General features: G+C 36.8%; 14 protein-coding genes. 10 read left to right on the forward strand and 4 right to left on the reverse strand.

Features of this window, described 5'->3' with window-relative positions; genetic code table 11:
* The 7 genes from IPM95_05495 (at position 1) to IPM95_05525 (ending at position 7966) form a co-directional block, all read left to right on the forward strand.
* Positions 1 to 471: a hypothetical protein gene (locus tag IPM95_05495; GenBank protein ID MBK9328772.1), complete on the forward strand. Its 471-nt coding sequence runs from the start codon at positions 1 to 3 to the stop codon at positions 469 to 471.
* On the forward strand, positions 468 to 755 hold the full coding sequence (locus IPM95_05500) for a hypothetical protein (protein ID MBK9328773.1): 288 nt from the start codon (positions 468 to 470) through the stop codon (positions 753 to 755). The genes IPM95_05495 and IPM95_05500 overlap by 4 nt, the downstream gene beginning before the upstream one ends.
* A 12-nt stretch (positions 756 to 767) precedes the next feature.
* Positions 768 to 2102, forward strand: coding sequence for a TolC family protein (locus IPM95_05505; protein MBK9328774.1), 1335 nt, complete (start codon positions 768 to 770; stop codon positions 2100 to 2102).
* A gap of 8 nt (positions 2103 to 2110) precedes the next feature.
* Positions 2111 to 3181 carry an efflux RND transporter periplasmic adaptor subunit gene (locus tag IPM95_05510; GenBank protein MBK9328775.1) on the forward strand — a complete coding sequence of 357 codons (1071 nt, stop codon included), beginning with the start codon at positions 2111 to 2113 and terminating at the stop codon, positions 3179 to 3181.
* 12 nt (positions 3182 to 3193) lie between these two features.
* Complete coding sequence (locus tag IPM95_05515) at positions 3194 to 6286, forward strand: efflux RND transporter permease subunit (GenBank protein MBK9328776.1); 3093 nt, start codon at positions 3194 to 3196, stop codon at positions 6284 to 6286.
* A 5-nt stretch (positions 6287 to 6291) separates the two neighbouring features.
* Positions 6292 to 6741: a DUF2141 domain-containing protein gene (locus IPM95_05520; GenBank protein ID MBK9328777.1), complete on the forward strand. Its 450-nt coding sequence runs from the start codon at positions 6292 to 6294 to the stop codon at positions 6739 to 6741.
* A gap of 427 nt (positions 6742 to 7168) precedes the next feature.
* Positions 7169 to 7966: a Fic family protein gene (locus IPM95_05525; GenBank protein ID MBK9328778.1), complete on the forward strand. Its 798-nt coding sequence runs from the start codon at positions 7169 to 7171 to the stop codon at positions 7964 to 7966.
* A 231-nt stretch (positions 7967 to 8197) separates the two neighbouring features.
* Here IPM95_05525 and IPM95_05530 read toward each other — a convergent pair whose 3' ends face one another.
* Genes IPM95_05530 through IPM95_05540 form a run of 3 tightly spaced genes read right to left on the reverse strand, consistent with a single transcriptional unit; the run spans position 8198 to position 10914 of the window.
* Entirely contained in the window at positions 8198 to 9187 is a 990-nt protein-coding gene (locus IPM95_05530) for an NADP-dependent oxidoreductase (protein MBK9328779.1), read from the reverse strand.
* Positions 9188 to 9190: 3 nt separating this feature from the next.
* Entirely contained in the window at positions 9191 to 10051 is an 861-nt protein-coding gene (locus IPM95_05535) for a strictosidine synthase (GenBank protein MBK9328780.1), read from the reverse strand.
* 11 nt (positions 10052 to 10062) lie between these two features.
* A complete protein-coding gene (locus IPM95_05540; GenBank protein MBK9328781.1) occupies positions 10063 to 10914 on the reverse strand; it encodes an alpha/beta hydrolase in 852 nt (283 codons plus the stop codon).
* Between the two features lie 96 nt (positions 10915 to 11010).
* On the opposite strand from IPM95_05540, the gene IPM95_05545 reads away from it, so the two are divergent.
* Together IPM95_05545 and gldC are read left to right on the forward strand one after the other, a co-directional pair.
* On the forward strand, positions 11011 to 11424 hold the full coding sequence (locus tag IPM95_05545) for a helix-turn-helix transcriptional regulator (GenBank protein MBK9328782.1): 414 nt from the start codon (positions 11011 to 11013) through the stop codon (positions 11422 to 11424).
* A 772-nt stretch (positions 11425 to 12196) separates the two neighbouring features.
* Entirely contained in the window at positions 12197 to 12544 is a 348-nt protein-coding gene (gldC, locus tag IPM95_05550; protein ID MBK9328783.1) for a gliding motility protein GldC, read from the forward strand.
* A gap of 39 nt (positions 12545 to 12583) precedes the next feature.
* Here gldC and IPM95_05555 read toward each other — a convergent pair whose 3' ends face one another.
* Positions 12584 to 13012 carry an Rrf2 family transcriptional regulator gene (locus IPM95_05555; protein ID MBK9328784.1) on the reverse strand — a complete coding sequence of 143 codons (429 nt, stop codon included), beginning with the start codon at positions 13010 to 13012 and terminating at the stop codon, positions 12584 to 12586.
* Positions 13013 to 13177: 165 nt separating this feature from the next.
* On the opposite strand from IPM95_05555, the gene IPM95_05560 reads away from it, so the two are divergent.
* Entirely contained in the window at positions 13178 to 14473 is a 1296-nt protein-coding gene (locus IPM95_05560) for an alginate export family protein (protein MBK9328785.1), read from the forward strand.
* Positions 14474 to 14489 lie beyond the last annotated feature (16 nt).

Genomic DNA, 14489 nt, shown 5'->3' on the forward strand with positions numbered 1-14489 from the left:
ATGAAAAAGACTATCTTAAAATTAGCAATAGCTGCAATGTTTATGAGCAGCCTTATGGTAAGTTGTGGCAATGCAACTGACAAACCGAACGAGCAGAAGGAAGCAAGTTCGCAAACAGATCATCATCACGAAGGAGAAAGTGAAGACATCGAACTTAACAATGGCGAAAGATGGAAAGTAGATGCCAAAATGATAATGCATATTCGCAATATGGAAAATGATATTGTTTCTTTTGCTAAGGCTGAACAAAAAGATTACAAATCATTAGCTGAAAATCTACAAACCAATATTGATTTACTTACTTCAAACTGCACAATGAAAGGCAAAGCCCACGATGAATTGCACAAGTGGCTATTACCCTACATTGATTTGGTAAAAGAACTTTCAGAAGCTAAAGACGAAACCGAAGCAGCAAAACAATTTGAAAACATTCAAACTTCATTCAACACATTTAATCAATACTTCCAATGAACATAAAAGAATTACACACACAAGAAAAACCAGTCTCACCAACTTCTCTTTTCAAAAGTGAATTAGGAAATGCAACAGCTATTCAAATTTTGAAAGGTGAAAAGTTAAAAGAGCATATTACCAAAACACCAACACTTTTGATTTGTGTGGAAGGAGAAGTGATTTTTGAAAATGAAAAAGGGATAAAAGAAACACTATTATCGGGTGACTTTATAAATATAGAACCTATGGTAAAACATTGGTTTTTAGGAATAAATGAAAGTCAATTAATTCTCATTAAGTAAAAAAATTGTCCAATGAAGTTAGCGAATATTCACAAACATTTTATTGCTCTATTATTGATAATAGGTGGCTTTCAATCTGCACAAGCACAAACTTGGTCGTTGCAACAATGTATTGACACCGCACAGGTTCATAACAAAATCCTGCAAATGAGCAGAAACAATATGGCCATTGGTGAACAAAGAGAAAAAGAAGCCAAAGCCAATTTAATCCCGAAAGTAACAGCCAATGCTGATTACAAGTATTTTACCAATTTGCCATACCAGTTGATGCCATTATCCACATTCAATCCGACAGCTCCAGAAGGTCAGTTTAAAGAAGCTCAATTTGGCGTTCCGCATAACATCAATGCAAACTTGCAACTCTCAATGCCTTTGTATAATCCGCAGGTTTATGGAGCAATACAAACTACAAAAATTGCTTCGGAATTACAAGAATTGCAGTATCAAAAAACGGAAGAGCAAATCTATTTTGAAATTTCCAATTTGTATTACAATGCCCAAATCATGCATCATCAATTGACATTTATTGACAGTAATCTGATTAATGCAGAACGGTTTTTAAAAAATATGCAATTGCTCAATGAACAATTGCTTGCCAAAGGAACAGATGTAAGCAAAGTAAAATTGCAAGTATTGCAATTAACCACCCAAAAAGAAACCATCAAAAGCAAATACGAGCAGGTTCTAAATGCTTTGAAATTTGCTATGGGTATTTCTATTGAACAAAATTTGCAAATTGATTCAAACATTCAATATCAAAACACAAATGAATACACTACTTCATCAATTTTAGATATTCGAATAATAAAAACTCAAAACCGCTTATTGTCGAGTGAACTCAACACACTCAATAAATCAAGGTATTTGCCTTCGCTAAATCTGGTTGGAATGTATGGAACAACGGGCTTTGCCTATAACGGAAAACCTGCTTCTTTTCTGAATTTTTATCCGATTGGCTTTGCAGGTATTCAACTATCCTATCCACTATTTAACGGAACGGTTACGTTTCGAAAAATAAATCAGAAAACGCTTGAACTCCGAAACAATGAACTTCAATTTGGAATGTTTACCGAACAAAACAATATGCAAGTTGAAAATGCCAAACTTCAAAGAGAAGATGCTAAAAAAACGGTAGAAACCACAACCGAACAAATTCAATTGGCACAAACAATCTACGAAAAAACCGTTCTTCAACAGAAACAAGGAACGGCAAGTTTAACAGATGTTTTGCTTGCAGACAATGCTTTGCGAGAAGCACAACAAACTTATCTATCTGCAGTAATTGATTACTTAAAAGCAGATTTAGAACTAAAAAAACTCACAGGAAATATTTCAACAAACAAATAATTATCACAATGAATGCAAAATCATTAATCCTAAAAAAAGTGCTATACGTTATCATACCGTTGGCGTTAATTGCCATTGTGGTAATTAAGTTGAAAACAAACAAGGAAATTACGCAGAGTAAAGTGTATCAATATGATAAAGAACAAGCTATAAATGTTCAAGTAGATACATTGCAACTTGAAAATGTGAATAAAGAATTTTCTTATTCAGGCACATTTGAGCCCAACAAGGAAACCAAAATAAGTGCCGAATTACAAGGGAAAATCAACACCATTTTAGTTGATGCTGGAAGCGTGGTAAGTAAAGGCCAAACTTTAATTCAGCTGGACAATTCATTGCTAAAATTGCAACTGCAAACTATTGAAGTGCAAATAGAAGGATTGGAAGCAGATGTAAATCGCTATACCATTTTGGCTAAAGCAGATGCCATTCAAGGTGTACAATTAGAAAAAGCAGAATTAGGTTTGAAATCTGTTAAAGTTCAGAAAGCAACTTTATTGGAGCAGATAAACAAAACCACTATCAAAGCACCATTTAGCGGAGTGGTTACCGCTAAATTGAGTGAAGAAGGAGCATTTGCAGCTCCCGGTGTTCCATTGCTTCAAATAACTGACATTACAACTTTAAGGTTCACTGTAAATGTTCCCGAAAAAGATTTAAGCCAGTTCAAATTAAATCAAAGCTATTCACTTTCGGCAGATGCCTATTCTGAAATTTTATTGATTGGAAAAACTACTATGATTGGCAGTAAAGCTAATATGGGCAGTAGTTTTCCTGTTCAGTTTACGGTAAATAACACATCGGACTTGAAAATAAAATCTGGGATGTTTGGTAAAGTTTTACTTAAAAGCGAAACGTCTGGAAAGGGAATTATAATTCCGTCTTCTGCCATACAAGGCACTGAAAACCAATCTCAAGTTTACATAGTGAAAAATGGCAAAGCCCTTTTGCAAAACATCACTATATCAAATAAGATACAGAACAAAGCAGTTGTTTCAAATGGATTAAATGCAGGTGATGTAATTGTAACGAATGGCTTCATCAATCTTTTTGATGGTGCAAATGTAACTGTTAAATAAAATCAGCGAAAAATGAATATTACAGAAATATCAATCAAACGGCCTTCGCTAATAATAGTGCTTTTCAGCGTATTTACTTTATTAGGATTTATCGGGTATAAAAATTTGAGTTACGAATTAATGCCTGACTTTAATCAGCCAGTAGTTGTAATTAAAACAGTTTATCCAGGTGCCGAACCCAACGAAGTAGAAACATCCGTTTCACGGAAAATCGAAGATGCTTTGTCCAACTTGGAAGGTGTAGATTACTTGGTTACAAAGTCATTACCCAATGCTTCTATCATCATAGCCAATCTGAAATACGGAACAGATTTGGATAAGTCAATGCAAGACGCACAACGCTACATTGATAACATTCGAAAAGATTTACCACAGGATATTTTAAGTCCTGTAATGAGTAAAGTTTCCCCAAATGATTTGCCGATAATGTCTATTAGTGCAACAAGTAATATGTCCGCCACTGAGTTTTATCAGAAAATGAAAGATGATTATTTGCCCCAAATACAACAAATAAAAGGCGTTGCGGAGATTACTGTTTTAGGCGGTGAAGAAAGAGAAATACAAGTAAAAATAAATCAGGACAAACTGAAATTGTATAAAATTTCAATGGTTCAGGTTATTGAAGCAATTAATCGTTCTGGCTTAGACTTACCTGCTGGAAAGGTGCAAACCGAGAAAGAAAGTAATTCAGTTCGTTTAACAGGAAAATTTGCATCTATTGAGGATATTAAAAATGTTCAGGTGGCAATGCCAGTTGTAGGAAGTCCAGTTTATGTAAAAGATGTGGCAGATGTTATAGATGGTATAAAAGAAACCACTTCCATAAGCCGCTACAACAGTCAAAACGGTATTGGTTTATTGCTAAAAAAGCAAGGAGATGCAAACGCAGTAGATGTTTCAAAAGCAGTTCGAGAAAAATTTCAATCTATCAAACAACAAAATGCCAGTTCGGGTGTGAAATTTATTATTGCAGATGATAGCACCGACAACACGATTGCAGCCGTTAATTCCGTTGTTTTCGATTTGATTTTGGCGGTGTTATTGGTTTCGTTGGTAATGCTTTTATTCCTGAGAAGTTTTAGAAATTCATTAATCGTTTTGATAGCTATTCCAACATCTTTAGTTACCGCATTCGCTGTTATGTGGCTTTTGGGTTACACCTTAAACTTAATGACCTTGCTGGCAATGTCTTTAATCATTGGTATTCTGGTTGATGATGCTACCGTAGTTTTAGAAAACATACAAAAGCACTTAGATAAAGGAAAAGACAAACGATCTGCTGCTATGGATGGCCGAATGGAAATTGGCTTTGCGGCATTATCCATCACCTTGGTTGACGTTGTGGTTTTCTTACCCATTCTTTTTCTTCAAGTATTTGTTGCCGATATGCTCAAACAGTTTTCGGTTGTGGTAGTTACGTCTACACTCACCAGTTTATTGGTTGGTTTTACTTTAACACCTTGGATGGCTTCTCGTATTGGCAAAAAAGAAGATTTACAACCTACCAATTTTTTCAATCGCTTTTTGCTATGGTTTGAAATTCAGTTAGAAAACTTCAATGAATGGTATGGTCGCAGATTAGAATGGGTTTTGAGCCATAAATTAGCTTTTACAGGTATCGTTATTGTGCTTTTTGCAATGACTTTAGGGATTATGAAACAAGGAATTATTGGTAAAGAATTAATATCAACAGGTGACCAAGGCAAATTTAGAATGGCTTTAGAGTATGATAAATCCACATCTATACAACAGAATAACTTAATTGCACAAAAAATTGAAACATACATTATTCAACAACCCGAAGTAGCAACGGTGTTCAGCAACATTGGCGGACCAAGCACTGGGATTGGAAGTTTGGGTGTTGGTTCTGCAAATAAAACTGAATTTACTATTCAATTAAAATCCAAAACCGAATTGGATAACTTAGCTACCGAGACATTTATGAAAAATCTTCGGGAAGAACTAAAGTCAAAATATCCGAGTATCAATTATTCAATGGCAGCATTGGGTTTAATTCCACGTTCAGCACCAATCGAAATTACGTTAAGCGGTAGCAATTTGAATTTGGTGATGAAAGCAGGTGATGAATTGAAAACGGTTATTGAAAAAATTCCCGGAGCGGATAATGTTCGCTTATCCGTTGAAGCAGGTAGTCCCGAATACAAAATAATTCCCGACAAGGATAAAATGCAACGTTTAGGCTTAACAACCGCTTATGTTGGTTTGAACCTAAGAACTGCCTTTACAGGAAATGATGATGCAACCTTAACCGAAAATGGAACTGAATATCCTGTGCGGATTTGGTTAGATGAATTTAGCCGACAAAATTTTGAAGATGTTCAACAACTGTCCATTATTAATCCAATGGGAATACCAATTGAAGTTTCACAGTTTGCAAGCGTAGAGCAAGATAATTCTCCGTCCTTGTTAGAACGAAAAGACCGACAACCAGCAGTTACACTTACTTCTGACGCTTTAGGCAGACCATCAGGAACTGTTGCTGATGATGTAATTGCATATCTCAAAGAAAATCCATTGCCAAACGGCATACAAATGACTTGGGGAAGTGACATCAAAAGACAGAATGATAGTTTTGGAGCATTAGGTTCAGTGTTACTCATTTCCTTTTTGCTGATTTACTTGATTATGGTAGCACTCTATGACAGTTTTGTTTATCCATTTGTAGTGTTATTTTCAATTCCAGTTGCAACTATTGGGGCTTTTTTCGCATTGAATTTGTCGTTAAGCAATTTGAGTTTATTCGCCCTATTGGGTTTAATTATGCTAATGGGCTTAGTGGTAAAAAACGCTATTCTAATTGTTGATTTTACCAATCAATTAAAAGCAGAAGGCAAACATTTCAAAGAAGCGTTAATCATTGCTGGAAAAGGTCGTATGCGGCCAATCCTAATGACAACACTATCAATGGTTGTTGGTATGCTTCCTATTGCAATGGCAACAGGAACAGCGGCAGAGTGGAAAAACGGACTTGCTTGGGTAATCATTGGCGGACTTATATCATCTTTAATTTTGACTGTATTTTTAGTGCCTATGGTCTATTATTTAGTTGACACAGCGAAAGAAAAAATAAATCGTAAAAAATAATTGAAATGAAAATAACAATCATAACACTACTCGCATTTGTTATATCAGTCACACTTTGTTCATTTGCCAAACCGAATGCAGAAACATTTTCCTTAACAATTGAGGTAAAGAATTTACGGAATGAAAAAGGAGTAGTTCAATTTGCACTTTATAACAAAGATGGCTCAATCCCAGATGAAGATTATGAAAACTATTACAAAATTGTAAAAGGCGAAATTGTGAATGGTTCATCAACAATTACTTATAAAGATATTCCATCTGGAAAATATGCTGTTAACATTTTACACGATGAAAACAAGAATGGCAAAATTGACAAAGGTTTTATTTTGCCAGTAGAAGGTATTGGCTTTTCAAATTTCCAATCCATTGGCTTGACAAACAGACCTAATTTTTCAAAAGCAAGTTTTGAGTTAAAAGAAAACAAGACAATTAATATAAAGATGATTTATATGTAAGACAGTTAAGCCATCGCACAGGTGTAAGCACATCTGCAATTCGCACAAGCCAACGCACAGAACAAAAATTGCAAAAGAGCTTACACCTTTGCCACCCAAAGAAAAATTATTTTTTAAAATCTCCCCTTTAAAAATTTTTAAAACCGCAACAGCACAGCCGACAAAAAAGCAGCTCGACAATTACAGCAAAATCAACGTCAGACAAGAACTTTACAACCTCGACAGACAGAATGCCAGCTTATAACAGCGGTGCCTGTTGCACAACAGCTTGGCACAATGGCTGCAATTTCCTGGTTAAGCCATAACAACTTAGAATCTTTTCGGTATATTTATTCTTCAAGCTTACCGAAATCACCGTTTCTGCAAGCCCCAAACGTTAGGTGCAAGCGTAGCGGACGAAATACAACATAACAAATTCATAGACACAATGGAATTATTACCAGTTAAAGAAATAAGATTTAATCAAGCCAAAATTGATAAGATTGACCATCTTGTAAAGTCAATTTACAGACTAATTATATATAGCAGACACCATCTGGATGACGACCTTTTAGACACCTATTTGACAAGCGTACAAGAACTCCAAGAACTTCTTAGTTTGAAAAATGCACAAATGGAAGCCCAAAACGAAGAGGAAGCAGAAGAATATTTAAAAAACTTAAAAATATCGTTAGACTTTGTAATTGAGGAGATAATAACACACAATAATTTTGAAAAAGAATTACAACTTTTTCAGCTACTCCGTTTAGTTTCTCCTGAGACCAATGCCATTCACCCAAATCGTTACAGACAGACATTAGTGCAAATAGGCGGACATATTTGTCCGGACCAAAACATGGTTCCGAAGTTAGTTTCAGAACTTTTTTATCAAATGAAAAGTATCACAAATCCAATTATCAGGGCTATTTATTTTCATCACGAGCTGATTAGAATTCACCCATTCGCAGATGGCAACGGGAGAGTAACGAGAATTGCGAAAAACTGGATGCTGATGTTTGATTTATATCCACCAATTTATATCAATGACGCTCCACAGAAAAAAGAATACATTACCACACTTTCAAAAAGCTTTAGAGAGCTGGATACTTCACCAAAAAAGTGGAACGAACATACTGAAGTATTTTTTGAACAAGAGCTTGACCGCCTGTTAGTGAATGCGACTTTACTGTATGAAACCGTAAACAGAATTGGGTTAGAGAGAGAGAAATCAAATAACAGGCAATAGACTGATAATGGCCGAAAAGTAAATAAAGCTACGGATGGACAAACAAAATTGACAGAAACGCCAGCACCTAACAGGCACATTGGCAATAAACGGGGTTTCGTCGCCGCTTGACAGTATTGTGGTTACAGAAAGTCAGTTCTCCGACTGAAGTTTAGTGCTGAAATACCACGCCATTGCCAACTAACCAAGCCGTAATACGGCAACTTTACCGAAACCTCTCAACAGACAAACCTACTTGACTTTTACAATGACTTTTCCTTTGGCACGACCTGTTTCTACATAAGACATTGCATCATTAGTTTCTGCAAAAGGAAACACTTTATCTACAATAGGGCGAATAATTCCTGCTTCAACTAAAGCCGTAATTTCGGTTAGTTGTTTTCCGTTCGGCTTCATAAACAGGAAAGAATAGTGTACATGTAACTTTTTTGCTAAATTTTTGATCTTAATACTCAATAAACAAATTACAGTTTTCAGTAAAAAATTTAATCCGGTTTCTTCAGCATAATCTACATCAGGCGGACCTGAAATAGAAATTGCTTTGCCGTTGGGTTTTATAACATTCATTGATTTTTCAAGTGTTTTGGCATCTTGACTGTTCAACACCAAATCATACTCTTTTAAAATAATTTCAAAATCTTCTGTTTTGTAATCAATAATCAAATCGGCACCGAGACTTTTTACCAAATCTTTATTTGCTGAACTTGTTGTTGTTGCCACATAAGCACCCAAATGTTTGGCCAACTGAATGGCAATGGTACCAACACCACCGGAACCTGCCTGAATAAAGACTTTTTGTCCTTTTTTCAGATTTCCTTTTTCAACTAAAACCTGCCACGACGTTAAACCAACCAACGGAATAGCTGCGGCTTCTTCCATCGAAATATTTTTGGGTTTCAATGCCAAATCATCTTCATGTATGATAATAAATTCTGCAAAAGTACCTTTGCAACTGGCATATACTTCATCGCCAATCTTAAATTTACTCACTTTTGATCCTGCTTGTGTTACAATTCCGGCTACATCGTGTCCTATAGTAAAAGGTGGCTTATAAGGCATTAGCAATTTGAATTCACCATTTCTGATCTTGGCATCTATCTGATTGACACTTGCTGCATAAATTTCTATCAAAACTTCATTGTCGGTAATGCTTGGTTTTGCTACTTCTGCTACCTGTAATTTTTCATTTTTTCCGTAACGGGTTACTTGATATGCTTTCATCTTTTAATTAAATTTTATGTGTTTTCCATCTTTCACAAAAGTAATGGTTTGTTCAATTTCATAAGCATTTACTGCTGAACAAAAAACAGCAATTCTTTCAGATAATTTTTTAAGTTCATCACTTTTAAAAAATTGATACATTTCGTTTTTATTGGTAAATCCAAGTAGTAAAGATGCCTGAAATTGTACATTTTTATCGTTATCGTGCATTACATTTGGCGTACTCCATTGGCTTTGTTTCCAAGCATTGTATTTTTTAATTCTCAATTCTTTCAGCAATCCAGTGTTTGCCAATGCTGGCGTGAGTTCATCATTTATAAATTTTGTAAAATCATTTTCGCTTATGCCTTCTTTAATTCTAAAAAACACCATGGCTCTTGCATCAATTTTTACATTGGAATCAGCTACCTTGTACCAACGAGAATTGTTAGGAAAAGCAGCATACAAAATGGTTCTTTTAAAAATATTAACCTCATCAGCAGAAGCCAATTTATTTTGTTCTTTTCCTTTAAATATCGAAAATAAATTCTTCAACGTAACATCAGCCACACCATCTATTTTACGATCTTGAGGAATACTTGTTTCTACGCCATTTATGGGTTGCCAAAGTCCAGTGTTATTTTCGGTAAAATGTATTTGGCGATATTCCCATAAACCTGGATTAGCAGAGATAATCTGTGAATGTGGTCCTTTCCATCTGTCCATTCCATCTTGGCGAGGTTTGTCGGTTCGCATCCAAAGTAGAATGGAAGAAGACAAATGCTTTTCTGATTTTATAATAGTGGAAACTTTATTTACATTTTGTGCAGAAGCATCTTTAAATAAAGTGAGAATAGATAGTAGTGCTACATTTATTTTGTTCATTTCTTATTATTTTATTTAGTTAAAAATGGTATTGCTTTTTTTAGAAATTCTTCATGGAATTGAAATATACCACCGTGCCCTGAATTAGGATAAATAATTACAGGTTCTGCATTTGGAAATCGTTTTGCTAAGTCGTATGAAAGTGGAGTAGGCACCATTCTATCAACATCACCATTGGCTACTAATACTGGATGTTTAAATACACTCAAATCGGCAGGTGCATCATGTCCCCAAGTTTCAATAGCTTTTAGTTGCTTTTTCAACACACTTAATTTTATTTTAGTATCACGGTTTTCAGATCTTTCTTTCAATCGATTTAAGAAATCTTTTGCAGCTTGTTTTCCTATTTTATTTTGCGTAAAGAATAAATAAAATTTGGGATCTCTGAATGTAAGCAACCCTTTTAAAATATCTATATATGTTAACCCAACCACATCACTGACGCCTTTCCCACCTCGTGGTCCTGTGCCTGTCAGTATTATTTTTCGAACCAAAGTTGGTTCTACTAATAGCAATTCCTGAGTTATAAATCCACCCATGGAAAAAGCTACTATATCTACTTGTTTATAGCCCAAGGCATGAATAAAAGCGATAGCATCTTTTGCCATATCAGCCAACCTTATTCCTTGTTCACCTGTGGTTGCACCTACTCCTCTGTAATCGAAAGAAATTATTTGGCGATGTACTGCAATGGCATCCATAATTCTTGGATCGCAATTATCCAAATTTGCCGTTAAATGATTAAAATAAATAACAGGTATATCGCCTTCTTTTCCATAAGAACGGTATGCGAATTTTATTCCGTTTGCATCCACAAATTTTGTGGGAACTGTTGCGTAAGTGTAGTTTAATTTATTGTCCATTTAATTTTGTTTAAAATTTGTAATTTTGCTTTCAAATTGCAAGTGTAAAAATATACAAACAACTTTTAATTTGCAAGTGCTTTTTAAAAAATAATTATGGCAGCCAATAAAAAAAGGTCAGATTGCCCCGTTAGTTGCTCCCTTGACATTTGGGGAGACAAGTGGTCGTTGCTTATCGTGAGAGATCTAATGTTCTCAAAACAATGCACTTATGGCGACTTTCTGAAATCGGAAGAAAAAATAGCTACTAACATTTTAGCTTCACGGCTTCAAACACTGGAAGAAAACGGAATCATTACAAAATCAGACCACCCGGAGAGCAAAGCGAAAGTCCTATACAAACTCACTCAAAAGGGAATTGACTTATTGCCGGTGATGATAGAAATAAACTTGTGGGCCGAGAAGTATTTTACTTTACCGGCCGAGCGAAAGGCAATGTTGAAGGAAGTAAAAAAGGGCAAAGAAGCATTTATTAAAACTGTGACAAAGGAATTGAAGAAAGCGGTTTGACAAAAAAGCAGCTGCCAACAAGGGGGTTGCGTTACCTGCAACATTACAATCGATCCGTAAAAGACAATAGTGAAAATTTTAAACAAAACAAGTATGACATTTCTTAAACCTAATTTTATCCTTCTACTTTTTTCTTGCCTTTTCACAAACATCTCTCAAGCACAAAAAATTGATAGCACATGTAAGCCTCCCTGTTTATAGTGCCACTCAATATCAGCCGATTCTAAACCGTTACCATTTTTTTTGCTCCGCAAAAAATCACCACCCGCTTCTTCTCCTTTAACGAGTCCTTTTTCAAAGTCCTCTAACAAATTTTAGGTTCTGTTTTTCATTTCAGAAAAAATCCTCACTCCGTTCAGTGGGACATCGAGGGTGGTAAATAGAATCTCATTTTTAGGACACCAACCTCCCCCTTTTTTCCCCACCAAAGGGGGAAAGCGGACAGTGCTTATTTTTCAGTTAGTATATTTTATCCCCATACTGGTCTTGGCGTCCCGCTGAGACCACGAAACAGGGAAGCGTCGCGTTTCTCGTTATTGCCATCATTTCGTTTATTCCTTCGTACTTCAAATAACACCACTCCCGTTCTGATTGAGGATGGGATGTAAAGAAGACTTCCCTATGGCGTTGGGAAATCCGGACCGCTACCTGGAAGCGCGGCACAGATGGGTACAGGGCGGGATTTGGTGAATTATCCTCAGTCGGCCCGTTTAATCATTGTTTAAAGTGCCTTTTAAAATCAAGTGTGTATATTTGCATTTCAAATTTTGCCATGCCACGAGAAACGGAAATAAAATTTAAGATAACGCTGGATGACCAGAACCTGCCGGATAAAATCACCTGGACGGCAACGGACGGCCCGCAGGGTGACGGCGATGAGTGCAAGAGCATGATGGTGGGCATGTGGGACGGCAACGAAAAAAATACGATGCGTTTTGACCTGTGGACCAAAGACATGCAGGTGGATGAAATGCATACCCACTTTTTCCAGTTGTTATTAAGTCTGGGCGATACCTATCACCGTGCTACACAAAATCCTTTTGTACAGGAGGATATCCAGAAATTCTGTATGGATCTGGCTGACAAGACCAGGGAATGGGAAGAAGGAAAATCATCGTAACCAGTCTGTCTGACAGAGTTTTTTTACTTTTCAATAAAATTACCTGAGATTTATCTTGCCTTTATGCCCTGTAATAAGGTCATGGATGGTCTTTTGCTTAAAGATGACGGTAATCTCGTCGCGGTGTTTTTTAAAATGCAGATGCAGCGGACACGGCTTCTTTTCTGAGCAGTCTTTTAATCCAAGCACGCACTTATCAAAAAAATCTGACCCGTCAATAGCCTCTACGACCTGATATATGGAAACCGGTGGTTTTGAATGGTCGATGAAAAATCCGCCATTCGGTCCTTTTATGGAGGAAATTATCTTCTTTCTGGCCAGCTGCTGTAAAATCTTAGCCGTAAAGGGTAGGGGTGAGTCAATTTCTTCGGCAATTTCCTTCACACCGATATTTACGTTGTTTTTGCTTTTCATGCATATATACAACACGGCGCGTAACGCATATTCACAACTTTTAGAAAATATCATACCATCTATTCAGTTAAGTAAAAGTAATAAAAAAATAGTTCCTGAGGGTGAAAAATATGATAAATGTCATCTTCATGAATGCCAAATATCATTTAATAATAGAAAAGCGGTGTTTAACTTCGGATATGATTATCTCTATATCTTTTTATCCATTAATCTAATATTATGAACCGGTTCAGTGTCGAAAGAAATATCCTGCTATGCTGCCTGCTGACAATCCTCCTCCCTTTATCTGCTCAACACAAATTTGAATTAAGCGGTGAATTCCGTCCGCGCATGGAACAACGGCATGGTTACAGAAACCTTGCCCCCCTGAAAAGCAAGAGTGCATTTTTTGTATCGGAACGAGTCCGGCTGAATGTCATGTACTCCTACAAATTTGTAAAATTTTATGTCACCCTCCAGGATTACCGGGTTTGGGGTAATGAAGAACAGGTCAAAAACTACGGCAGTTTCGGATTGCATGAAGGATGGACGGAATTCAACATCAAAGACATAGCTTCTGTTAAGCTCGGACGACAGGAATTGGTGTATGAAGATCACCGCTTACTCGGAAACCTGGACTGGGCCCAGGTGGGCAGGAGCCATGATGGCATCGTTGTAAAAATACATAAGAAAAATTCAACGCTGCATATCGGCGGCAGTTTTAATCAGCCGAGTGAACAACTGGTAGGCACCGTCTATAAGCTAAACAATTATAAGGCGCTGGCCTATGGCTGGTTTAACCAAAAAATGGACAGCGGACGTGCATCCTTATCGCTCTATGCTGTTTCTGACGGCATACCAAATAAAGACAGCATTCCGGTGGTCTATTTCCGCTTTACGGGCGGCCCTTATGCATCGTTCAAATACAAACATTTCAACGGAAACCTATCGGCCTACCTACAAACCGGAAAAACCATCAGCAACCAGGTCATACTTGCCTATTTTGCCTCCCTGTACGGAGAATACACATCCCAAAAGGTCGATGCTGGTGTAGGCTATGATTATGCTTCCGGAAACGATGCATCCAAAAGCGGCGATTCCAGATATCATGCATTCAACACGTTGTATGCCACCAATCACAAGTTTTACGGACACATGGATTATTTCCTGGATTTACCGGCTGATACAAAAGCCGGAGGGCTTCAGGACTTATATGTTCGGTTGAATTACAGACCAAAACCAAAAGGTATGCTGGGCTTTGACGCACACTACTTCTTTCTCGGAAATAAAGTAGCCGATTGGGCAAATCCCGGGAAATACCTAAAACTGCCCCTGGGTTTTGAAATGGATGTGTATGGCTCCTACAGGCCGCTGGATTTCCTGACCATCCATGCGGGCTATTCCTTTATGATTGCCACCCCTTCCATGGAAGCGATTAAAGGAGGCAGCAGAAAGGCCTATAACGGCTGGAGTTTTGTCATGGTCACTTTAAAACCATCCCTGTTCAAATACGAAAAAATTGCTGAAAATAAATAACACTACATTCTTAATA

Source organism: Sphingobacteriales bacterium (assembly GCA_016719635.1).
Classification (GTDB): domain Bacteria; phylum Bacteroidota; class Bacteroidia; order Chitinophagales; family JADIYW01; genus JADJSS01.